General features: G+C 53.4%; 17 protein-coding genes. 11 read left to right on the plus strand and 6 right to left on the minus strand.

What is annotated here, in order from left to right; all coding sequences use genetic code 11:
- The first annotated feature begins 11 nt into the window (after positions 1–11).
- From XYCOK13_RS04590 to XYCOK13_RS04595, 3 genes are all read left to right on the plus strand, one after another.
- Complete coding sequence (locus XYCOK13_RS04590; RefSeq protein WP_213410712.1) at positions 12–1,385, plus strand: dipeptidase; 1,374 nt, start codon at positions 12–14, stop codon at positions 1,383–1,385.
- A gap of 73 nt (positions 1,386–1,458) precedes the next feature.
- The gene (locus XYCOK13_RS22120; RefSeq protein WP_280520874.1) at positions 1,459–1,593 is read left to right on the plus strand and encodes a hypothetical protein; all 135 of its coding nucleotides are present in this window, start codon (positions 1,459–1,461) and stop codon (positions 1,591–1,593) included.
- 1,073 nt (positions 1,594–2,666) lie between these two features.
- A complete protein-coding gene (locus XYCOK13_RS04595) occupies positions 2,667–3,050 on the plus strand; it encodes a hypothetical protein (RefSeq protein ID WP_213410713.1) in 384 nt (127 codons plus the stop codon).
- Between the two features lie 991 nt (positions 3,051–4,041).
- Here XYCOK13_RS04595 and ilvD read toward each other — a convergent pair.
- The gene (gene ilvD / locus XYCOK13_RS04600; protein WP_213410714.1) at positions 4,042–5,733 is read right to left on the minus strand and encodes a dihydroxy-acid dehydratase; all 1,692 of its coding nucleotides are present in this window, start codon (positions 5,731–5,733) and stop codon (positions 4,042–4,044) included.
- Between the two features lie 344 nt (positions 5,734–6,077).
- The gene (locus XYCOK13_RS04605; RefSeq protein WP_213410715.1) at positions 6,078–7,289 is read right to left on the minus strand and encodes an ROK family transcriptional regulator; all 1,212 of its coding nucleotides are present in this window, start codon (positions 7,287–7,289) and stop codon (positions 6,078–6,080) included.
- A gap of 294 nt (positions 7,290–7,583) precedes the next feature.
- Between XYCOK13_RS04605 and xylA the strand changes: the two genes are divergently transcribed.
- Positions 7,584–8,891: a xylose isomerase gene (gene xylA, locus XYCOK13_RS04610; RefSeq protein WP_213410716.1), complete on the plus strand. Its 1,308-nt coding sequence runs from the start codon at positions 7,584–7,586 to the stop codon at positions 8,889–8,891.
- A gap of 244 nt (positions 8,892–9,135) precedes the next feature.
- On the plus strand, positions 9,136–10,629 hold the full coding sequence (gene xylB / locus XYCOK13_RS04615) for a xylulokinase (protein WP_213410717.1): 1,494 nt from the start codon (positions 9,136–9,138) through the stop codon (positions 10,627–10,629).
- 173 nt (positions 10,630–10,802) lie between these two features.
- On the opposite strand, the gene helD is transcribed toward xylB, so the two are convergent.
- Complete coding sequence (helD, locus tag XYCOK13_RS04620; protein WP_213410718.1) at positions 10,803–13,226, minus strand: RNA polymerase recycling motor HelD; 2,424 nt, start codon at positions 13,224–13,226, stop codon at positions 10,803–10,805.
- 629 nt (positions 13,227–13,855) lie between these two features.
- Here helD and XYCOK13_RS04625 point away from each other — a divergent pair.
- The gene (locus XYCOK13_RS04625; protein WP_213410719.1) at positions 13,856–15,478 is read left to right on the plus strand and encodes an ATP-binding protein; all 1,623 of its coding nucleotides are present in this window, start codon (positions 13,856–13,858) and stop codon (positions 15,476–15,478) included.
- A gap of 147 nt (positions 15,479–15,625) precedes the next feature.
- On the plus strand, positions 15,626–16,075 hold the full coding sequence (locus XYCOK13_RS04630) for a hypothetical protein (RefSeq protein WP_213410720.1): 450 nt from the start codon (positions 15,626–15,628) through the stop codon (positions 16,073–16,075).
- Between the two features lie 44 nt (positions 16,076–16,119).
- On the opposite strand, the gene XYCOK13_RS04635 is transcribed toward XYCOK13_RS04630, so the two are convergent.
- From XYCOK13_RS04635 to XYCOK13_RS21810, 3 genes are all read right to left on the minus strand, one after another.
- Positions 16,120–17,265 carry a TIGR03943 family putative permease subunit gene (locus tag XYCOK13_RS04635; protein ID WP_213410721.1) on the minus strand — a complete coding sequence of 382 codons (1,146 nt, stop codon included), beginning with the start codon at positions 17,263–17,265 and terminating at the stop codon, positions 16,120–16,122.
- 45 nt (positions 17,266–17,310) lie between these two features.
- Complete coding sequence (locus XYCOK13_RS04640) at positions 17,311–18,267, minus strand: permease (protein ID WP_213410722.1); 957 nt, start codon at positions 18,265–18,267, stop codon at positions 17,311–17,313.
- Between the two features lie 228 nt (positions 18,268–18,495).
- On the minus strand, positions 18,496–18,591 hold the full coding sequence (locus XYCOK13_RS21810; RefSeq protein ID WP_244864996.1) for a YjcZ family sporulation protein: 96 nt from the start codon (positions 18,589–18,591) through the stop codon (positions 18,496–18,498).
- Positions 18,592–18,701: 110 nt separating this feature from the next.
- Here XYCOK13_RS21810 and XYCOK13_RS04645 point away from each other — a divergent pair, with 110 nt between their 5' ends.
- The 4 genes from XYCOK13_RS04645 to XYCOK13_RS04660 form a co-directional block, all read left to right on the plus strand.
- On the plus strand, positions 18,702–19,430 hold the full coding sequence (locus tag XYCOK13_RS04645; RefSeq protein WP_213410723.1) for a nucleotidyltransferase domain-containing protein: 729 nt from the start codon (positions 18,702–18,704) through the stop codon (positions 19,428–19,430).
- A gap of 77 nt (positions 19,431–19,507) precedes the next feature.
- The gene (gene yidD, locus XYCOK13_RS04650) at positions 19,508–19,756 is read left to right on the plus strand and encodes a membrane protein insertion efficiency factor YidD (protein ID WP_213410724.1); all 249 of its coding nucleotides are present in this window, start codon (positions 19,508–19,510) and stop codon (positions 19,754–19,756) included.
- Positions 19,757–20,145: 389 nt separating this feature from the next.
- The gene (metG, locus tag XYCOK13_RS04655; RefSeq protein WP_213410725.1) at positions 20,146–22,167 is read left to right on the plus strand and encodes a methionine--tRNA ligase; all 2,022 of its coding nucleotides are present in this window, start codon (positions 20,146–20,148) and stop codon (positions 22,165–22,167) included.
- Between the two features lie 358 nt (positions 22,168–22,525).
- A partial coding sequence (locus tag XYCOK13_RS04660; protein ID WP_213410726.1) for a metal ABC transporter substrate-binding protein occupies positions 22,526–23,033 on the plus strand: 508 nt, incomplete at its 3' end.

The following is a 23,033-nucleotide window of genomic DNA, read 5'->3' on the forward strand; positions in this document are numbered from 1 at the left end:
GAGAGATGACGATGAACGCGGCGGTGGAAAGTTATGTTCGGGCGGAATGGGAGCGGTATGTGGAGGAACTTGCGGCATTGCTGCGCATACCGAGTGTGAGCGTGGGGACCGAGCATCGGGACAGTATTCAAAAGGCGGCCGATTGGTTGGCTGACAGGCTCAGGAAAGCCGGCATGGAGCACGTAGAGGTGATCGAGACGGAAGGGAATCCAATCGTGTATGCGGACTGGCTGCACGCGCCGGGCAAACCGACCGTGCTAGTCTATGGGCACTATGATGTGCAACCGGCGGAAGCAGCAGACGGCTGGGATACGGACCCGTTCGAGCCGGTCGTCCGCGACGGAAACATATATGCGCGCGGCGCTACGGACGACAAAGGGCAGCTGATCATTCATGTGAACGCCGTGGAGGCGCTGCTGCAGGCCGAAGGGGCGCTGCCGGTGAATGTGAAGTTCTGCATCGAGGGGGAGGAAGAGATTTCGAGTCCCAGCCTGCCCGGCTTTTTGGAGCAGCATGCCGATCGTCTGCATGCCGATGTGATTGTCATCTCTGACGGGCCGATGATCGCGCATGGCACGCCATCCATCTGCACCTCGCTGCGGGGGCTTGCCGGCATGGAGGTGCGGGTGAAGGGTCCGGCGCAGGATTTGCACTCGGGCCTGTACGGCGGCGGTGTGCAAAATCCGATCCACGCATTGACTCATCTTCTCGCCAGTCTCCATGCGAAGGATGGCAAGGTGGCGGTGGAAGGCTTCTACAACGGGGTGCAGGATTTGACGGCGGAAGAACGGGAGCAGCTACGCTGTCTGCCTTCAGACGAGGAACAGATACAGCGGGAGCTGAAGGTGCCGGCGTTGTATGGCGAGGAGGGGTATACGTTCCTGGAGCGAACGACCGCCCGTCCGACCTTGGAAGTGGTCAGCGTGACAGGAGGTTTTCAGGGAAGCGGCCTGAAGCCTGCCATTCCGACGGGCGCAACTACCAAGATTGCCTGCAGATTGGTTGGGCAGCAAGATCCTGATGCCGTGATGGACGCGATAGAACGACACTTGCAGCAGCACTGTCCGCCCGGTGTCACTGTCGAGCTGATCCGCCAGCACGGCGGACGGCCGTATCAAGTATCGGCGGACCATCCGTATTTGCGCGCAGCGGCGGAAGCCTATGGAGCAGCCTTTGGAAAGGAGCCGGTCTATACGCGTAGCGGGGGCTCCATTCCTATAGTTGAAGTGTTTAACCGGGTGTTGGGCGTGCCGGTAGTGATGATGGAATTCGGGCTGCCGGACGAAAACCTGCACGGTCCGAATGAGCATTTTCATCTGGAAAATTTGGAGAAGGGGATGCTGACTGCGTGCCGCTATTTACACCGCCTGGCCGAAGAGAAGTAGGGGTGCTGGGAGGCTTGTGAGCAGCTGCGGCCGGAGAAGAGGATGTTCAGTACTTCTCCGGCTTTATCACGTAATGCCTATTGGTTCGTTCCGCGAAACGAGAGCTTTGCAAGCGTTCGCCGACGATGTCGGATACTTCGAGACTTTTTGCTATCAGCCGTTGAAGGGCCAGCCGGAAATGCTCTCGCTTGGCGATGTGGAAATATAACGGGCTCGCGGATTTCATTTTGGAAGGGACTGGAATTGTAAATCTTGTCCATTCACAGAAATTCCCGGCTTGACTTTTCGTCCCGGAGCAGGGTGAATTCCTTTTTTCACAGTATGTGCGCGAACGGCCGAAACCGAAGATGCGCACATACTATGCTGTTGCTGTTGTGCGATCCAATGAAGAGTGAGACGAAAGCCGCCAGAAGCTTGGATATCGGCGGACCGAGTGCCGTCGGATTTTTTTTCAATTTGGTTAAGACCTCCCGTACAACATGAGGCAGAATTCTTTGGTGATTTCCGCGATGCTCTTTATGTTTTTAAGACGAATATGACTTAATAATTTTGGCTATTCGTTACTAGTGATGAATGCGTTCAGAAGATCCCACTAATTTCCATATAACCTTTGAAATCTGACAAGGGAGTTGGTTCATATGCGGCAATGCGTGACTACAAACTGTTTCCATTTCTTTTTCTTATTGTAGGGCGGAATCAGTTACGGGCGAGGACATATACCATGGCGATTATGTTTTTCTCGGAACAGTATCCATGAAGATCGAAATATAGTTATTGCCTTGCTTGGCTAATGGTACTAAATTTTTCAAATAGTCTTGCGCTGCGATGGCGTTATCCACGTAATGGTGAAGAATACAACAGAGCTGTGTATTATGTTTACGAACTAAGCAGCTAATAGCATTCAATGTATATCTTTGAAGAATGAAGTAGTGTTAGGTTTATCCAGCGCCCAGTACATTTTAATCGATTGATGTATTGCTCCACAATTCGAACAGGTAAAGAACTGAGTTTCACATAAACATCCAACTGCATTGCTATTAGAATAAAATGGACTCGATAAATATACCATGGGTTTTGGAATGTAAAGGAGTTCTTCGAGATCTTTCTTTGAAAAGTTAATGCAAACATTTGAAAATATCTCTTGTATATTGGGTTCTTATTTTCAAATATTGATATATGATCCGATTACAAAAAAGCAGACAAAATTATTGGAAAATTAGAGGAATTCAGTAAACAACGTCGAAGATGTAAATGCATTGAAAAAAAGGAGGAGTTTGGATTATGAAAAGGTTTTTGAAATTTTCTATGGTTTTGACGTGTGTTTTGGTGGTAGCTCTCGTCTCATCTACGATTTTGGGTGGAAATCAAGTTTTTGCTGCAAATAACCATTACGTTAAGTTTGAAACTGTTGAAGTGTCACTGTATGGTGGTCCGGATGTTCAACCGAATGCTATACCGGTAGGCGCAGTGGTTGTTTTTATTGCAGGTATTGTAGTTGGATATATTATTGACGGAGTTCTTATACGATATACGGGGGCTTCTGCAGGAGAGTGGGTAGCAAGGGCTCTCACATTTAACTCAGAAAATCCCACATGCACCAATATTTATTTTTCTAGTGCAACGAGTAAAGCAATTTGTCATTCGGGTTCAGGTGGAAGTTGGTAATATAAACTAGTATAATATTGGGTATGAAACAAAAAGTTTTATTGTTTTTGCTAGGTATTGTCGTCTATTTAGTTGTGTCAATACTGTTTTTTAACAAAGATTAGGGGGATGCCAAAGGTTTCCTAAAGTTGTAGGAAACCTCCTACTGTCGACAAATTTCTGTCGGCAGTCTTTTTAATGCAGTATCTATATTATTTCGCTGGCGTTTATACGATATAACATATGTAAACGATGTATGGTTTAGTAGTGTGAGTCTCTTGTTATGATGGGCTGCACAGATTGCTCTTGTTTCGTTTATGACCTTGTTGAATAATTGTACTGCGAAAACAACAATCATCCTAGTGTTGATCCCGTTACTTTTGATCAAAATGCTCTCATCCAGTGTTTGTACGGAATTACGGTCCATGCGTAAATCGATTAAGGACATTGAATTGAACGTGGCTTACTGCTGGTCCCTCGTACATGACTTTAGTCAGTCTACTCTCGCATTTCTTCACATTTGGCAAGAAATACGAATGCTTTCAGATACGAACTTGTTTGAATCTATCTTCATGCATATTTTAGGGCTTGCTGAACAACTGAAAAAGCCAGCATTATCAAAGGTTTTGGACATTTAATGTCGATGATAGCCTGCAAGGTAAACCTTCGGAGAGCCAAAAAAAACTTACGGTCGGAACGAACGATATGTTTACCATGAACGAATTACATATCGGATATGTTAGGCGTCGTTTCATCTGCCAATTGACGGTCAACAGACCTGGAAAATCGTTGGGTAAAGCTGTCACAGCTCGTGCCGTGGGATAAGGTAGGATGTCTATAGCGAGAGCCTCGGTTCCCTCGCTCAATTCTAGAATAAAAAACAGTCCGTGGCTGCAAGTAGCCACGGACTGTCAAAAGGATTGCGCCTAGCGGGCGGGAAGATGATTGCGGTAGGGCAATGCGCCTTTCCGCATATCGAGACTGCTTCCCACTGGATCAAGCAAGCTGCAAATTAATCGATTTTCATAACGCCGCCGGTGCTGGCGGAAGTGACGAGCTTGGAATAGCGTGCGAGATAGCCGGTCTTCACCTTAGGCTCGAAGCCTTTCCATTCGGATTCGCGGCGCTTGGCCATTTCCTCGTCGCTGATTTCCAGCGTAATTGTACGTTCATCCAGGTTCAGATCGATGATGTCGCCGTCATGCACGAAAGCAATCGGACCGCCTTCCGCTGCTTCCGGCGAAATGTGGCCGATGCTGATGCCGCGGGACGCGCCGGAGAAACGGCCGTCCGTAATCAGGCCAACCTTCGCGCCGAGGCCCATGCCGACAATTTGCGAAGTCGGGGCGAGCATTTCCGGCATGCCGGGACCGCCCTTCGGTCCTTCGTAGCGAATGACGACAACATGGCCTTCCTTCACCTTGCCATTGGCGATGCCGTGAAGCGCATCCTCCTGCGAGTCGAAGCAGATGGCCGGGCCGCGATGGCGTCCGCCGACCGAAGGATCGACCGCGCCCACCTTGATGATCGCACCGTTCGGCGCAAGATTGCCGAACAATACTGCCAGTCCGCCCTTGGCGCTGTGCGGGTTGTCCAGCGTGCGGATGACGTCCGTATCCTTGATCTCGCAGCCTTCCACATTTTCGCGCAAAGTTTTGCCAGTTACCGTAATGTTGTCTCCGTAAACCGCGCCAGGCTTCTTGAACAGCTCGTTCAATACTGCGCTCACGCCGCCTGCATTGTGCACGTCCTCGATATGATAGTCGGAGGCCGGCGCAATCTTCGCGAGATGCGGCACGCGCTCTGCGACTTCGTTAATGCGCTCGATCGGGTAATCGATGCCGGCTTCGTGCGCCAGCGCCAGTGTATGAAGCACGGTGTTGGTCGAACCGCCCATCGCCATATCCAGCGCGAAGGCGTTGTCGATCGCTTCGATGGTTACGATATCGCGCGGCTTGATATCCTTCTCGATAAGCTCCATGAGCTGGGCAGCGGATTTCTTCACGAATTCGCGGCGTTCCGGGCTGACTGCCAGAATCGTACCGTTGCCCGGAAGCGCAAGACCAAGGCCTTCTGCGAGACAGTTCATCGAATTGGCGGTGAACATGCCGGAGCATGAGCCGCAAGTCGGACATCCGTATTGCTCCAGCTCGGTCAAGCTTTGCTCGTCGATTTTGCCAGACTGGAACGCGCCCACGCCTTCGAATACGGAGGACAGGGAGATTGCTTTGCCGTCCTTCGTGCGTCCGGCCTTCATCGGTCCGCCGCTCACGAAGACGGTAGGAATGTTTACGCGCAGAGCGCCCATCATCATGCCCGGCGTGATCTTGTCACAGTTCGGGATGCAGACCATGCCGTCGAACCAGTGCGCGGACACGACTGTTTCCAGCGAGTCGGCAATAATTTCGCGGCTTGGCAGCGAGTAGCGCATGCCGATATGGCCCATGGCAATGCCATCGTCAACGCCGATTGTGTTGAATTCAAACGGAACCCCGCCGGCCTCGCGGATGGCTTCCTTGACGATCTGGCCGAATTCTTGCAGATGCACGTGACCGGGCACGATATCGATATAAGAGTTGCACACCGCGATAAACGGCTTACCGAAATCTTCTTCCTTCACGCCGGCAGCGCGCAGCAAGCTGCGGTGAGGCGCGCGGTCAAAGCCCTTCTTGATCATATCTGACCGCATCTTCTTGTTGGACATGTTGGCAATACCTCCTCGAATCATTGCGGCTTTCTGACTGCATCGCAAGCATGCAGAAAACCGATTGCTTACTTCTAAATAAAGAATAATATCCTCCATTGTACAACAAATTCGCTAGAAAAGGGAGCCCCGAACAAGGAAACTGCGGGAAGCTCGCGGTGCCATCGCATTTATGAGAGCGAGGCGATCCTATTCAGTTCTGGCAGATTGCTGCTGCGAATCCAAGATCGGGAATCCGCAGCAGATGATTCATGCATTCGCGCCAACCCCAAGCTGAAGCAAGAACGAATTGCAGGCTGGCGCAGGCCGGTACAGTCAGGGATCAAAAACAGCACAAGGGTGTGTCAGGTTCTGGACGGCTCCTCCCCGGCGCCTCTCGCCGCATGGTCGTTCTGCAAAAATTGCTCAATCGCCAGCGAGGCCGCTCCGAGCGCAGCAGAACGCAAGCCGAGCTCAGCGAACACAATATCCGTCTGGCGAAGATGGGAGCGCAGTCCCCGTTGTTCCACTGCCTGCTTCAGCGGGGCAGCTATCCAAGGCTTGGCCAGCAGCAGCCGGTTGCCTACGACGACGGCCTGCGGATTGAAGCTGTTCATAATCCCGGCAATGCCGATGCCGAGCATCGTCCCGATATCCGCGAACAGCCGGATCGCCTCCGGGTCGCCGCTTGCCGCCAGCTTTGTCATCCGGTCCAAGCCGATGTCGCCGGCTTCATCGGGAGCAAGCAGTCCGCTTTGCTGCGCCGCATGGAGCAGGGCATTCTCCGAGGCGTACATTTCCCAGCAGCCGGCGTTGCCGCAGCGGCATTGCCGGCCGTTCGTTTCGATGGTCATATGGCCCATTTCGCCAGACAGGCCGCCGCTGCCTCGAAACAAAGCGTCGTTCAAGATGATGCCGGCGCCGATGCCGATGCCGGCGCTCACATAGATGAAATGCGCATACGCTTGTCCTGCGCCGAATCGTTTCTCCCCAAGCGCGCCGGCATTGGCTTCGTTGTCGATCCACACGGGAAGCGGGATCGCAGCTTGCAGCGCCGCCCGCAATTCGACGTCCCGCCAGCCCAAATTGGGGGCGGAGATGACGGAACCGCTGCCATCGACCATGCCCGGAACGCCGATGCCGACGCCAATAATCCCGTAGGGGCTGGCAGGGAGCCGCCGCTGCAGCTCCGACACCGATTCACAAATCAGCTGCGTGATTAAGTGCAGCGACGTATCCGCAAGCGGGTGGAGGAGCTCCTCCACAATCCGCCCCTCCAAATCCGTCAGCGCCGCCCGCAAATAGTTGACGCCCAGATCGATGCCTATGGCGAATCCCGCTCCTGCTCGGAACAGCAGCATAACCGGCTTGCGTCCGCCGCTTGAGGCGCCGGTGCCGGTTTCCATAATCAGCTGCTCCTCGATCAGCTCGCTGACCAGATTGGATACGGTGCCTTTGTTCAAGCCGGTTTCCGCGGAAATGGCCGCCCGGGAAATAGGGCCGGCGTTCCGGATTTTATCCAGAATAATCGATTTATTCATGCGTTTGACCAACTGCAGGTCTCCAGTAACTTTCATGCTTCGCTTCCGTCCGTTCCTTGTCAAAATGTCAAGCAGCGCTTTTTCCTTTCAGCAGAGCTGCTCAGAGCTTCTGGCCGTCTGGCAGTCTTTCGTCGCAAGGCATGCAGGCAATGGAAATGCAGGAAGAGGATGCAGGTGAGGAAGAGCAATCCTGCTGCGGCTGCTAAAGTTTATAAGTAGTGTAGCATGGTCGGGAAAAAAAACCTACAAAAACTTTGTTTATCCAATAGACAAACTTCTCGTGACGTGATAGGATGTAGGAGAAACGAATTCATGGGAGGTCATGTGAAGATGAGCTATTTTCCGTCAGTTGGCAAGATCACATACGAGGGCAAAGAATCGAAGAACCCTTTTGCATTCAAGCACTATAACCCGAGCGAAGTTGTAGCCGGCAAAACGATGGAAGAGCATTTGCGCTTCGCCGTCTCGTACTGGCACACGTTCACGGCTTCAGGCACAGATCCATTTGGAAGCGGTACCGCGGTTCGTTCCTGGGATAAATTTTCCGGCATCGATATCGCCAAGGCACGCGTAGAAGCTTCGTTCGAGTTTTACGAAAAGCTTGGCGCCAAGTACTTCTGCTTCCACGACCGGGATATTGCGCCGGAGGGCAGCACGCTTCGCGAGACGAACAAAATTTTGGATGAGATTGTCGCCATGATCAAATCTCACATGGCCTCCACCGGAGTGAAGCTGCTGTGGAACACGCAGAACATGTTCACGAATCCGCGCTTCGTGCACGGCGCAGCAACTGCGAATAATGCTGATGTATACGCTTACGCGGCGGCGCAAGTGAAGAAAGGTCTGGAAACGGGCAAGGAGCTGGGCGCGGAAAACTATGTGTTCTGGGGCGGCCGCGAAGGCTACGAATATTTGCAAATTACGGACATGAAGCTGGAGCTGGACAATCTGGCGCGCCTTTATCATATGGCCGTTGACTATGCGAAGGAAATCGGCTTTGATGCGCAGTTCCTGATTGAGCCAAAACCGAAGGAGCCGACCAAGCACCAATATGATTTTGATGCGGCAACTACGATCGCATTCCTTCGTACTTATGGCCTGGAAAATCACTTCAAGCTGAATCTCGAAGCCAACCATGCGACCCTGGCCGGTCACACCTTCGAGCACGAGCTGCGGGTTGCCCGGATTCAAGGTATGCTTGGTTCGATCGATGCCAACCAGGGCGATATGCTGCTGGGCTGGGATACCGACGAATTCCCGACAGACCTGTATTCCGTTACATTGGCCATGTACGAAATCCTGCAAAACGGCGGTCTCGGCAAAGGCGGCGTCAACTTCGACGCGAAGGTTCGCCGCGGCTCTTTCGAGCAGGAAGACTTGTTCCTTGCTCACATCGCCGGCATGGACAGCTTTGCCCGCGGTCTGAAAGCGGCTGCCAAGCTGATCGAGGATCGCGTGTTTGAAAATGCGATTGAAGAGCGTTACGCATCGTTCAAGTCCGGCATTGGCGCAGACGTCGTTGCAGGCAAAGCGGATCTTAAGGCGCTGGAGCAGTATGCGCTGGATCTGGGTGAAATTCAAAATCGTTCCGGCCGCCAAGAGCATCTGAAGGCGATCATGAACGAATACATTTTCTAAGCGCCTCTTGTTGAAGCGATAACCTTGGCGCAACGGATTAGGTCACAGGACCGGCCTGGCCGCCGGTCCTTGTGGCCTTTTTTGAACGAAACAATGAGTCGGGCCCCGCGAAAGTAACCGGAATACGCTGCAAAGCTTTGCTTCACTTTCGTGGGTTTCATGTTCGGGCCCCGCGAAAGTAACCGGAATACGCTGCAAAGCCTTGCTTCACTTTCGCGGGCAACTAAAAAAGGAGGAAACGCGCATGTATGTATTGGGAGTGGATTTGGGCACGAGCGCTGTGAAGGTACTGCTGGTTGACCGTACAGGCGCTGTAAAAGCGGAAGCGACAAGCGTGTATCCGCTCATTCAAGAGAAGTCTGGATACAGTGAGCAGGACCCGGCGGAATGGGTCAGCGGCACATCGAACGCCATTCGGGAAGCGCTTCAAAAGGCAGGAGCCGCAGGCCAAGATGTAGAGGGCATCAGCTTCTCGGGCCAAATGCACGGGCTGGTGCTGCTGGACGAAGCCGGTAAGCCGCTGCGCAACGCCATCCTGTGGAACGATACGCGCACGACGAAGCAGTGCCGGGAGATCGAGCAGGTGTTGGGCGCGGATCTGCTGGGCATTGCGAAGAATCCGGCACTCGAAGGCTTTACGCTGCCGAAGCTGCTTTGGGTCAAGGAGCATGAGCCGGAGCTGTTCGCGAAGGCGAAGCAGTTCGTGCTGCCTAAAGACTATGTCCGCTATCGGATATGCGGCGAGTATCATATGGATGTGTCTGACGCGGCCGGCACTTTGCTGCTCGATGTCAAGCGCAAGCAATGGAGCGAGCGGATTGCAGATGCATTCGGCATTCCGCTTTCCATGTGCCCGCCTATTGTCGAAGCGCACGCTTGTGTAGGCGAGGTGCAGGCTGAATTTGCTCAAGCGTCCGGCCTTGCGGCGGGCACGAAGGTATTTGCCGGCGGTGCCGACAACGCCTGCGGCGCAATCGGAGCTGGCATCCTGAAGCCGGGGATGGCGATGTGCAGCATCGGAACATCGGGCGTGGTGCTGACGTATGCGGAAACTTGCGACCAGGACTTTGGCGGCAAAGTGCATCTGTTCAATCACGGCAAGGAGCAAGCGTACTATGCGATGGGCGTAACGCTGGCGGCCGGCTACAGCATGAGCTGGTTCAAGGATACTTTCGCGCCGGAAGCCAGCTACGAGGAGCTGTTGGCAGGCGTGGAGGATATACCTCCAGGAGCCGGGGGGCTGCTGTTCACACCTTATCTGGTCGGGGAGCGCACCCCGCATGCCGACGCTGTAATACGCGGCAGCTTCATCGGTCTGGACGGTTCGCATAAGCGCAGCCACATCGGCCGTGCGGTAATGGAAGGCATTACGTTCTCGCTCCATGAGTCGGTTGAGATGTTCCGCGAGGCCGGGGTTGAGATGAATGAGATCGTGTCCATCGGCGGCGGCGCGAAGAACCCGACATGGCTGCAGATGCAGGCCGATATTTTTGGCTTGCCTGTCGTGCGGCTGGCCAATGAGCAAGGACCGGGAATGGGTGCTGCGATGCTGGCTGCTTACGGCTGCGGCTGGTTCCCGAGCCTGGAGGCGTGCGGCGAGCAGTTCGTGCAGAGGGCCGAGACGATCCAGCCCAACCCGGCGCGTACGGAGGAGTATCGCAACATCTTCGCGATTTATCAGCAGGTATACAGCCAGACGAAGGGCTTGAACGATCAACTGGCTGCTTTCCGGGCATAGACGGAAAGTGTGCAGAACATGCAAACAGAAACAGGCAAGGCCAGCCCGATGATGGGCTGGCCTATTTGCTGCACGCTTTATCGGAGTGACAGAACATAACGCAGCCAGCATTCTCCTGCGTACTCGCGTTGAAGTTGGCGCCGCTTCTTGCCGATTGTTGGGCGGCATGCGGACTAACGGTTCACTGACGTTGGTTCATCCGCTAGCGTGTAAGTGCCGGGTTCCGCATCTTCCAAAAACGGAGTGGGCGTATGGACGGCAACCAGGAACAGATCATGCATGGCCCGGGTGCAGGCGACATAGAACAAATTGCGTTCCGATTCATCTCCATACTCGGCGGCGGATGCATCGTACACGACAACCGCATCGAATTCAACGCCTTTTGCCAAGTAGGCCGGTATGACCTGAATGCCCGGCTCGAAGGCAATGGTCTCCTTGCGGATGAGATGGACGTGCCCAAGACCGCGGCTGCGCAGTTCCTCGACGGCTGTTCGGCTCGCTTCTGCAGTTTTGCAGATGACGGCTAGGCTTGTATACCCAGCCGCTTGCCACTCGCGAAGCTGCGCCGCTGTTCGTTCGGCCGCTTCGTCCCGGCTGCGGACGAGGGCGAGTCGTGGAGTCGTTCCTGGGCGATTGAACGGTTCTATGTCACGGCCGCCGACTAGTCCGCGCGTGAATTCCACAATCGGGCGGGTAGAGCGATAGCTGCGTGTCAGCCGCAGTGTTTCCATGTCTTCATTCGGATACAAGCCTTGCAGCGCTTGAAAGCCGGAAAGGGCCAAGGCGCTCGTGAAGATAGCCTGATGGAAATCGCCCAGTACCGTCATTCGTGCGCGAGGAAACAGCCGCTTCAGAAATTCATACTGGAAGGGCGAATAGTCCTGCCCCTCATCCACGAAAACATGGCGCACCGTTGTGTTGGTATGGAAACCTTCCAGCAGCTCCTTCAAATAGAGGTAGGGCGTTGCGTCCTCATAGGAAAGCTCCTTGTTCTTCAATTTCTCCAGCGTGTCCCGGCATGCTTCCTCCCAGTGTCCCGGCAAGCTTGCGTCTGCCGGCAAGCACGATTTCAGCAGTTCCGGTTCCTCGAGGAGTCTGCTGTACATGGCGCGGATGTTCAGGAAGCGGTAGAGCTTGATTCCTCTGCGGAGCGGCTTGAATTTTTCCTTGACGACCCAGCCGGCGAGCACTTCCAGCTCTTGTTCATAGCTGTCCTTCTTGGCGGACGGGTCCTGCGCTTTATTCTCGACCGTCTGCTTTTGCGCGCTGCGCCTGTTTTGCCGCTCAAGCTTTCTGCGGTAACGAAAAGCTTGATCGTATATGTCCGGATCAAGATACTCCGCTTCGTCTTTCGCCCAATTTTTTCCGCGTTCTTCTTCCTCGATGACAGCCAGGCGATCCAGCAGCCATTCGGCAATGGCAGCCAGGCGATTGTGAAATTTGTGCTCCGGGTTCGTCGCATAAAACCGGTCATGGATTTCCTGCCCGCTGATGAGCAGCCGCCCGCGGAAGCGGATATCGCGGAAGATCAGGCCGCGCTGCTGCAGCGTGTCCTTATACGATGCAATCGCGTGGAGGAAGGCAGCAGATGCTTTGAAGCGAATGGCTTCCACACGCGCCTCATACCCCTTCGCGCCGCGCAAGGTCAGGACATACTCCATCTGCTCGAACGGGTCCTCCACCTTGAACTGGCGGCCCAGCCGATGCTCCAGGTATTCCTGGAAGGTCGCTTGCTGCATATTTTCCTCCCCGAGCTCCGGAAGTACGGTGGAGACGTAGCTGTTGAACAGCGGGTTGGGGGAGAACAGCACCACCTGGTCCGCCTTGAGCCGGGCGCGATGCTTATACAGCAAGTAGGCAATGCGTTGGAGCGCAGCCGAGGTCTTGCCGCTGCCGGCTGCCCCCTGGACAACAAGCAGGCGGGCGCGGTCGTTGCGGATAATCTGATTTTGCTCCTTCTGGATGGTCGCCACGATGGTCTTCATGTTGGCGTCCGCGCCTTTTCCGAGCACTTCCTGCAGGAGCTCGTCGCCGATCGTTTCGCCTGTATCGAAGAACGTTTCGAGCTCTCCGTTTCGGATAATGAACTGCCGCTTTAGCGTCATTTCTCCTTCTTGGAAGCCATCAGGGGTTTCATAGCGGGCCGGTCCGGGCACATGGTCGTAATAAAGGGAAGAAATCGGCGCGCGCCAGTCGTAAATGAGAAAGTCCTCACCGTTCTCATCGATCAGAGAGGCTGTGCCCAAATAAATCGATTCGGCCTCGTCCGCACCTTTTTCCCGGAAATCGATTCGCCCGAAATATAGAGAGTCCCGCAGCCTATCCAGCTTCTTCAATTGCGCAGCCGTATGCCTGTGGCTTCGCTCCCTTTCCGAGAGCACTTCAGCTTGCTGCTTCATGCTGATGGCGGTTTCGATGACATCGTCCGGATTGTCGATATTGACAGTGACATCTTCCCAGAAATGCTTGCGGATGCGCACGACCTGTTCCTTCAGATCGCCTGCTTCCGCTTCAAGCTCAGAGACAAGAGCTTCAATACGGGCGTGAACACGCTGCGCTCTCTTCTGCTCTTGTTGCAACTCTGTTTGCTCGTTCATGATTGCCGCACTCCCTTATATAGATAAGTTCTTGACTTGGCTCCTAATGTTTTGGTATAATATAAGAAATATTATCGAGAAATATGAATTTTATCCAAAATTGCGAAGACCGTTCCTATTATAGCACGGTCTAATTGACTTTACAAACCTTCTCCGCATTATCTGTCATTACTTCCTGTACTTTTTTCCTGCCATTGCAGCGTTCCAGTCTTCCTGCCTATAGAACCTATATCCTTGAACCATTCCCCGCTCCATACATTCCTTTCAATTGGGCTGATTGCAATTCTCGGGCGTCCGACTATGGTGTGCCCCTGCGTCTCTGTATAAAATCGGGTATCTTTTTGCGCCGGCATCTGTGCGTCTTAAGCTGGATATTGATCTGGCATCGCCGACCGGCTTTTTTTGCATGGAATATCCGACACAGTCAGACAAAGAGGAGTGGCCAGCCGACGAGGTTATTGTCAGTTCTACAGCTATTTTTGCCGACAAGTCCACAGATTCCTCTTCATTTCGACATAAATCAACAATAAAAGTGTGAATTCGTCATTTTCTCCCCGTATCAGAAATAAGGTAAAAACGATATAATAGATACAGATTTTACTAGACAATCAAAGAAGAGGATGATGTAAGTGTTAGCTGAGCCGTCTTACATTACCGAATCGAAGTTGAGATGCAAGCGAGCAGGGATGAGTCCGCAGTTCGTTCCAGATCCGGCAACGCGTCTGCCGGAGGAGGAGAGATTGTCTCGCCTTGCCCGTTACAGCAAGGTGCATGCGCAATTGCAAACGTTTTCAACGAAACTGCTGAAATCGATGCACCATGTGCCGTTGGCGATTGCCTTAACGGATGAACGCGGGTATGTGCTGGATATTCACGGCGATCTTTCGGTCCGGAAGGAACTGGCGCAGTGCGGTTTTGCAGCTGGCATCCCTCTTACAGAAGCGGACATGGGCACGAACGCAGTAAGCCTTTCGCTGGATCAGCAGCAGCCGATCCAGCTGTTGGGTGCAGATCATTACAGGGAAGCCCTGCAAACGATGGCCAGCTACTCGGTTCCGTTCACGTATGCAGAGCCGCATGCCATGAATGGCGCACTTGCCATGGTGACGCCGCTTGAGCATCACAGCCCTTACCTGCTTGCGTTGCTCGCCAACCTGGTGGAATCGATCGGCAAAGAGCTGGAGCTGGGTGTAAAACGTCAGCAATTGGAACGGTTTAACAGCATGATGATCAATACGGTTCGCAACGGCATCATATTAACAGACAAGGAAGGGCGGATTAAGGAGCTGAACCCGTTCATGGAAAAAATTGTTTGCAAGAGCAGGGAACAGCTTATGGAGCAGTCTGTCTTCGAGCTGGAGCCGTTCGGGCATCTGGTCGAATACGTGCTGCAAACGGGTCAGGAAGTGGCGGATCGGGAAATTGTGTTTCACGACGAAATGATGCAGACAACGGTTTGCTTGTTTGATGCGCTGCCTGTGTATGACGACAAGCGCAAGTCGATCACCGGAGCGTATTTGCAGTTTCGCGACATAACGGACCGCCACGAATTGGAGAGGCAAATCTTGCTGTCGGAAAAATTCTCGGCTATTGGCAAGCTGGCTGCAGGGTTGGCGCATGAAATTCGCAATCCGCTCACCTCGGTCATTGGATTTGTCTACCTCATGAAGCAAAAATACAAAAATTCCTCTGAAATGCGTTACCTGGACATTATAGACCAAGAACTGATGACCTTGAACAAGCTGGTTTCCCAATTCGTCCTGATGGCCAAACCGTCCAATCCGCAAATCCGCACATGCAATCTGAATTCTTTGATCGTAGATACGGTGGAATTGATGAAAAGCCAGGCCATATTGAAAAGTATTACGTTGGAGACGCTGCTGCCGCAAGAGGCGCTTGAGGTGAAGGTGGATGCTCAGCAAATCAAGCAGGTGTTCGTTAACCTGATTCAAAATGCGATTGAGGCGATGCGCAATCAGGGCGTTATTCGCGTGGTGCTCGACCGGAAGGCCGATCATGCGGTCATCCGCATTATTGATGAAGGGGAAGGCATACCGGACGAGCATTTGAAGCAGATCGTCACCCCCTTCTTCACAACGAAGGACGAAGGACTTGGTCTCGGCCTTTCGATCAGCTATCGCATGATTGAAAGCCACAAGGGCAAGATCGATATTTCCTCGAAGCCTGGCGTAGGCACCACCTTTACGGTTCAGCTGCCTATAGAAGGGGAAAGGAAAGGGGTAAACGTCTAGCTGGTACGACCGCATCTTTGCCAGTCCGCACCTGCATGTTTTTGCATTGCCTTGAAGGGAATTGCTGGTCACTGCCTGAACACCACATAAAACCCTGATGTCGAAGAGAAACTAATTTTGATTCTTCGGCAAAGGGGGTGGACGCGAATGTGGAAGAAGGTTTCTGGTTTACTGGTTGTTTCGTTGATGGCAACAGGTCTTGCAGCTTGTGCAGGCGCTGGCGCTGACGACAACAACCGGGTACAGCGAAACGATGTCAACAATGTGCGCCCTTTGGACATGGACAATGATATCCGCCGCAACACAAGGGATATGGACATGTACATGAATGGCCGCAATGGTACAGGTGCTGGCACAGGCACAGGCACTGGTACAGGTGCCGGAACAGGCATGAACGGCCGCAACGGCACAATGACAGACATGAACGGTCGCGGCATGAACCGCGGATTTAACGACAACACTATGAACATGGACAACCGCGCTGGACGCGGCATGCTGGATGTCGATATGAACCCGCTTGATCCAGACAACGACGACATCCTGCCGGATCGAGACGACAGGATGGGAATGAACCGCAGAGGCGGTATGCTGGACTAATGAATAAGAGGCTGTCCCGACATTTGTGGGGCAGCCCCTTTTTATTACTCGAAGCCGAAATCGAAATTTGGATATACGTAGGGGTCCGAAGGCTCTTCAATCTTGCGTACTTGCTGCACGTCTAAAGCCAGCAGCTCCATGTCGTTCATAACGGCCGTCCGGATCGTTCCGGTTACTTCCAGCCACTCGTCTTCGACCAATGTGGCGGCTCGCGGATAAAAGCTCAATACCCCGTAGGGAGCTGCATCTGCAGAGCAGCATTGCATGGCATAACGGGTAATGGCGAATTGGTCTGTGGCTAGCTCCGCCGGCTTGTAGACGAAGCCGCTGATCCGGATTGTTTTGCCGACGAATTGCTCCTTGTACAAGTCGAGCGTGGTCAATACCTCTGTGTAGGAATGCTCGGGAACCTCAATGACTTCATGGTTATAAACAGAGCGCGCATACTTGGCATAACCGGAAAACAGAACATTGTCCTCAGGGAACAAGGCGTTCAATTCTTCATCGCTCAGCGGCCTGGTCGGCTCCGAATCCGGTACAGGCGCCTCTAGCGTGCTGCCCGGCGGCTGCACAGCATCCGCTTCAGGGGCATCGCCGGATCGATTGTCCTGCTGCGGGGCAATCGGGATTGCATCGTCTGCCGCTCCCGGCTGAGTGTCCTGGGATTCCGTTGCCGAATGAGGGAAGGCATCGTCGATGTTCTGTCCGTTGCCCTGCTGCTCTCGCTGCTGGTCGGCGGCATTAGGTGCGGCCTGCTGCTCCGGCCGTTTCCCCTGCGAAGGTGACGCCCCGCCGCTCTGCAGATTGGAGGACGCGGCATAATTCATCCCCTTGCGCTCTACAAGCTTGCTGCCCAAAGCAGTGTCCGGGGTAAACAAGCCAAGCATCAACGGAAAGAGGAAGAACAGGTAGACAGCTGCATGCTTCCATACGCCTCCTGCCGGAGCGGGCGAGCAATCGCAGGATGGGATCGCGGTTCGCTTCCTCCAAGTACGATAAGCATGGAATGCTTGCTGCACAGCCAGGGCATACAGGGAAAGACCGGCGAGCTTCACATAGAGCTCCATACGCGGAGCGATATAATAATTAAGAGCGCCCTTCTCGCTTAAATATAAAATATACAGCGTAAATCCAAACAAGATTACGGATCGAATGATTGCGTGAATAGCGGCTTTGCTGGCTGCTGACATGGGCAATCCTCCTTCTCAAATCATTTTCATTCCGGGCGAGGCGCGCTAGCGAATGGCGAGCCACTGCCTCATCCAATCCAGCATCCAGTGCTCCCACAAAATTGTAAAGCTTATCGTAGTAATCGTAATGAGAACTAGCAGCAGCAGCACGAAGCGGATGCGGAATGCAGCCATGAACATCAAGGTGTTTTTGAAATCAAGCATTGGACCGAAAACCATGAAGGTGAGCAAAGGACCGGCGCCAAAAATTCCCTGGAAGCTGGTTGCGATAAAAGCATCGGACGTCGAACAAATGGACAGCAGGTAAGCAAATCCGGCCATGAACAAATGAGCGGCCCAGCTATTCTCGGCTACTGCGGCCAAGATGTTGCGGTCCAGGACGGTCTGAATGCCAGCCGTCAAGAAAGCTCCTAGCAGCAAATATTTGCCCATTTCAAAAAACTCATCGGACGCATGGCTGATCACTGATCCCCATCGCTTGAGCGAGAACAACGGCCAGCCTGGCTTGTCCACAGATTGTTCGGTTGCCGCATGCTCATGGTGGTGTGCGTGGTGGTGGTCCCCGGCATGCGCTTCGGATGATTTGAGCGGAATGCCTGTAACGAAGCGGTAGACGACCCATCCGATGAATGCCGCAGACAAGAAGCCGAGCGCCATGCGAGAATACACCATTTCGGGCTGAGCGCGAAACGCCATATAGGTCGATGCGAATACGACCGGGTTCAGAATGGGGCCTGCCAACAAGTAGGTGATGCCTATGTACAGCGGCATGCCCTGGCGAATCAAGCGGCGTACGACCGGGATCATCCCGCATTCACACAGCGGGAACACGATTCCGAGCAGGCAGGCGAAGGGAATGCCGAGCCATGGATTCCTCGGTGTCCATTTCCTGATTGTATCTGCAGAGACGAACACGTGCAGGAACGAGGAAAGCAGGACGCCAAGAAGAATAAAAGGCAGTGCTTCAAGGATAATGCTGATAAAAATTGTTTTGAATGCCATGACGGTGCCCCTTTAAGAGTAAACATTACGAATAATAGTATAAGGTATGCAGACAGGTGTGTAAATAGAACAACTTGTACCGATTTGCTTGGCAACGAATATTGCCGCCATAAACAACGGGCAAAAAGCTTGTCTTTCACGCTGCTCCTTCGGTCCGCATATCTTATAGACGTACTTAGCCCCTGCCAAGTTTCACTCGGCAAGGGCATACGGTATGCCTGCTGCCTCTTAAACGTAAATAGTTCGGGAAATGATAACCAACAAAATGAAAAGAACAAGTATCGCACCTGTCGAAGTGAAACCGTAGCCTGCTGCAGCGCTCATAGTCATACCTCCTTTCAGTTTGCTCTATCTTATGGCTGCAGGGAAAGGGCGGTATAGTTATTTGACCCGGCAGGAATGGAAAATATGCAGAAGCCTGGGGGGGATTAAGATTGGACAGCAATGATCCGAATGTTGCAGAATGGGTGCGTCATATTAGTTATGCTCGCTATCCGCATGCTGCTGCAATTGTACTGGGTGGAAGTCACGCCAACGGCACGGCAAACCCGCGTTCAGATGTGGACATTGCTGTGATTGACAATAGTGTGGATGCGGCTTATCGGGAATCCAATATAGTGGAAGGCAAGCCTGTGGAATGGTTTGTTTTCACAGAGAAGGCGCTGCCGCGCTTCTTCCGCGAAGCCCGACGAACCGCGCTGCCGACTGTGCTGAGGCTGCTCGCCTGCGGCCGCTGGCTGGAATCGTCGCATGGATGCAGACGCTGGCACAGCAGGGCCGCATTGTTCTTGGCAGCAGGCCCAGCGGGCTGGTCGCTTGACGAAATGAATCAGGCCAGATATGAGCTGACCGAACTGCTGGAAGACTTGGAGGAGAACCGGGATCGAATAGAAAGACTGGTTGTGGCCCAGCAGCTGGGAGTCCGGTTGATTCGTTTTTATCTCAGAACAGAAGCCTGCTGGCTTGGGGAAGGGAAGTGGCTATGGCGTATGCTGGAGCTTTACAATCGCGGCATGGCTTCTCGCTATGCAGCTGCTTTGGATCGTCTTGGCCGCGAGGATGATGAGCTGCCGCTGATACGCCTCGCAGATGAGATTCTGGATGCGAATGGAGGGCGGTGGTTTGACGGATATTATGCGGAAATGCGCCAGCTGGCAGATTAACCGGCGGGCGAGCTGGATCATTCGATGACGCATCCTGTATAATAGATGGCAAATGCAAGAGAAAAGGAGCTGCCCGGGTGAAACGCATCGTACAAGCGCCGATCCGCATCTATCGGAAGTTCATTTCGCCGCTAAAGCCGCCAACGTGCCGCTTTTATCCTACCTGTTCGGCCTATGCGCTGGAAGCCGTGGAGAAGCATGGCGCTATCAAGGGTCTTGGTCTGACAGCGAAGCGCATTGTGAAGTGCCATCCGTTTCACCCCGGCGGGATTGATCCGGTGCCCGAGCCCGGCAAGGAGCGGCTCCGCCGGCAGCCCAAGGCATGACCATGTCATTTCTTGACTTTTTGCTCCGTAATCGCTATGATTTTTACTAATCCCATATTTGAAGATTTCCTATGAACGGATGAGTAGCAGGGTAAGTGTCATGCCAGAGAGCCGGGGCAGCTGAAAACCGGTTGATGCAAATCTGTGAAGATGGTCCGGGAGGAGCGGCTGTCGAGACATGCCGGGGCTAATGGCAGTCAAGGCAGCGGCGTAAGCCGGCGATAACGGCGAAGTCATGGACTTCAAGCGTCTTCCTGGCCGCGAGGCAGGAAGGAAGTTGGGTGGTACCGCGTGAACGAAAGTTCTCGTCCCATTTAGGGGCGGGGCTTTTTTTAATTTCAGGGGCTGCAACAGGAGCCACGATAGATCAATGGAGGGAATAAGAACACATGAGCGAATCCAAACCAAGCTTCTACATCACCACGCCGATTTATTATCCCAGCGACAAGCTGCATATTGGTCATGCTTACACGACTGTAGCGGGGGATGCCATGGCCCGATACAAAAGACTTCGCGGCTATGACGTCTTCTATTTGACCGGCACGGACGAGCATGGGCAGAAGATCGAACGCAAGGCCAAGGAAAAAGGCGTCAGTCCGCAAGCGTTTGTCGACGACATCGTAGCCGGAATCAAGCAGCTGTGGAGCAAGCTGGACATTTCTTACGATGATTTTATCCGAACGACAGAACCGAGACATAAGCAATCGGTTGAGAAAATCTTCGCCCGGCTGGTTGAGCAGGACGATATTTATCTGGGAGAATATGAAGGCTGGTATTGCACTCCGTGCGAGTCGTTCTTTTTGGAGCGCCAGCTTGAGGGAGGCAATTGCCCGGACTGCAGCCGTTCCGTGGAACGGGTGAAGGAGGAAAGCTATTTCTTCCGTATGAGCAAATACGCAGACCGCCTGCTTCAGTATTACGAAGAGAATCCTGATTTTATCCAGCCGGAATCCCGCAAGAACGAAATGATCAACAACTTCATCAAGCCGGGATTGGAGGATTTGGCTGTCTCCCGGGCGACATTCGATTGGGGGGTCAAAGTTCCCGACAATCCGAAGCATGTCGTCTACGTATGGATCGATGCGCTGTCCAATTACATAACGGCGCTCGGCTACGGATCGACAGATGAATCGAACTATCGGCGCTACTGGCCGGCGGATGTGCATCTGGTCGGCAAGGAGATCGTACGCTTCCATACCATTTACTGGCCGATCATGCTTATGGCGCTCGGTCTTCCGCTGCCGAAGAAGGTATTTGGCCACGGCTGGCTCTTGACCAAGGACGGCAAGATGTCCAAGTCCAAAGGCAATGTCGTTGATCCCGTCATGCTGATCGAACGATTTGGCTTGGATGCCCTGCGCTATTATTTGCTGCGCGAAGTGCCGTTCGGCGCGGACGGCGCGTTCACGCCGGAAGGGTTCGTGGAGCGGATCAATTATGATCTGGCCAACGATTTGGGCAACCTGTTGAATCGGACTGTGGTCATGATTGACAAGTACTTCGGCGGCACCATACCGGTCTATGCCGGCCGTCTGACTCCGCATGACGAACAATTGGAGACATTCGCGCAGGAGACCGTTCGCGCTTACGAAGAGGCTATGGAAAAGATGGAGTTTTCTGTAGCCTTGACCGCGCTTTGGAGGCTGGTCAGTCACGCCAACAAGTATATCGATCTCACACAACCGTGGTCGCTTGTGAAGGAAGAGGACAAGCGTGAACAGCTGGCTTCGGTTATGAACCATCTTGCCGAAGCGCTCCGCATCGCTTCCATCCTGCTGCAGCCGTTTTTGACGCAGGCGCCTGCCCGTATCTGGAAGCAGCTGGGCATCGCGGATAAGAACATCGTCAGCTTCGAAGACGCCAAGCAATTCGCTCGCATTCCGGAAGGCACGCGTGTCGCAAAAGGCGAGCCGCTGTTCCCCCGCCTGGACATCGCTCAGGAAGTGGAATACATCGTGGAAGCGATGGGCGGCGTGATGCGGCAGCCCGGCGAGCCGGATGAACCGGCTTCCGACAGCAAGCAGAATGGCGGGAAGAAGGAGGCCGGAGGAGCTTCTGGAGAGGCAAAGGCGGACAACGATTCGAAGGCGGAAATCGGCATAGACGATTTTGCCAAGGTGGAGCTTAAGGTCGCACAAGTGATTGCATGCGAGCCTGTGCCCAAAGCAGACAAGCTGCTGAAGCTGCAGCTGGATTTGGGAACGGAGCAGCGCCAAGTCGTATCGGGCATTGCCAAGCATTACAAGCCGGAGGAATTGGTTGGGCGCAAGGTTATTTGCGTGACGAATCTGAAGCCGGTCAAGCTGCGCGGGGAGCTATCCCAGGGCATGATTCTGGCTGCATCCATGGGCGACCAATTGACATTGGCCACCGTTCCGGATGGAATGCCAAACGGCGCACTAGTGAAATAGACCGGATGGATAGAGAGGTTTGGTTAGGGCACTTTGCTGTTGTCAGCTTGCGGTGCCCGGACCGTGAATAAAGGGATGCATAACAGGATAGAAGAAGCTGGTCGCTTGGGCCGGTTTCTTTTTTTTTTTGGGCCGTACGAATAGAATGCGAAACCGTGTGGCGTGCAAAATAGGGTTGACAGCCGGAAAGGACAGACAGTATAATCGTACAAGTGAAAAATCGTAATAATTACTATTAGTGCAGCATAGCATGAGAACAGCCTTCCATTCGTACAGGTATGTCTATGTACAGAAATGGACTTTGGCTTCACAGGGGCGGTTTTTCATAGCTGAGCGTCAACGGGGAGGAGAGAGAAAGATGAAAATTCGAAACAGATTGCTTAAAAACGGAGGGTGGCTGGTGCTGCTGTTGGTGCTGGCTGTAGCCTGTTCACCCAATGCCTCGAGCACGGAGGAGGGAAAGGTGAACGTCGTCACCACCTTTTACCCCCTTTATGATTTTACGAAGAAAATTGGCGGCGAGCATGTCCATGTCATTAATTTGGTGCCAGCAGGCGTAGATGCGCATGACTGGGCTCCGAAATCCAGAGATATCGTCAACATGACTGAAGCAGATTTGCTGATATACAACGGTCTTGGCTTCGAGGGGTGGCTGGATAATTTCCTCAATTCGCTCAGTCCGGATGCCAAGGTGAAGCCGGTAAGCGCTACGGCACTGCTGGATCCGATTGTGTTGGGAGAGGATGACCACGGCCATGAGCATGAAGGAGCCGAAGCGGACGACCACGGCCATGAGCATGAAGGAGCCGAAGCGGACGATCATGGCCATGCGCATGAGGGAGCCGAAGCGGACGACCACGGCCATG

It is taken from the genome of Xylanibacillus composti (assembly GCF_018403685.1).
In the GTDB taxonomy this organism is placed as follows: Bacteria; Bacillota; Bacilli; order Paenibacillales; family K13; genus Xylanibacillus; species Xylanibacillus composti.

Coding starts and splice junctions, on each gene's coding strand:
- XYCOK13_RS04590 (WP_213410712.1), top strand. CDS start 12: ATGAACGCGGCGGTGGAAAGTTATGTTCGGGCGGAATGGGAGCGGTAT.
- XYCOK13_RS22120 (WP_280520874.1), top strand. CDS start 1,459: ATGCCTATTGGTTCGTTCCGCGAAACGAGAGCTTTGCAAGCGTTCGCC.
- XYCOK13_RS04595 (WP_213410713.1), top strand. CDS start 2,667: ATGAAAAGGTTTTTGAAATTTTCTATGGTTTTGACGTGTGTTTTGGTG.
- ilvD (WP_213410714.1), bottom strand. CDS start 5,733: ATGTCCAACAAGAAGATGCGGTCAGATATGATCAAGAAGGGCTTTGAC.
- XYCOK13_RS04605 (WP_213410715.1), bottom strand. CDS start 7,289: ATGAAAGTTACTGGAGACCTGCAGTTGGTCAAACGCATGAATAAATCG.
- xylA (WP_213410716.1), top strand. CDS start 7,584: ATGAGCTATTTTCCGTCAGTTGGCAAGATCACATACGAGGGCAAAGAA.
- xylB (WP_213410717.1), top strand. CDS start 9,136: ATGTATGTATTGGGAGTGGATTTGGGCACGAGCGCTGTGAAGGTACTG.
- helD (WP_213410718.1), bottom strand. CDS start 13,226: ATGAACGAGCAAACAGAGTTGCAACAAGAGCAGAAGAGAGCGCAGCGT.
- XYCOK13_RS04630 (WP_213410720.1), top strand. CDS start 15,626: ATGTGGAAGAAGGTTTCTGGTTTACTGGTTGTTTCGTTGATGGCAACA.
- XYCOK13_RS04635 (WP_213410721.1), bottom strand. CDS start 17,265: ATGTCAGCAGCCAGCAAAGCCGCTATTCACGCAATCATTCGATCCGTA.
- XYCOK13_RS04640 (WP_213410722.1), bottom strand. CDS start 18,267: ATGGCATTCAAAACAATTTTTATCAGCATTATCCTTGAAGCACTGCCT.
- XYCOK13_RS21810 (WP_244864996.1), bottom strand. CDS start 18,591: ATGAGCGCTGCAGCAGGCTACGGTTTCACTTCGACAGGTGCGATACTT.
- metG (WP_213410725.1), top strand. CDS start 20,146: ATGAGCGAATCCAAACCAAGCTTCTACATCACCACGCCGATTTATTAT.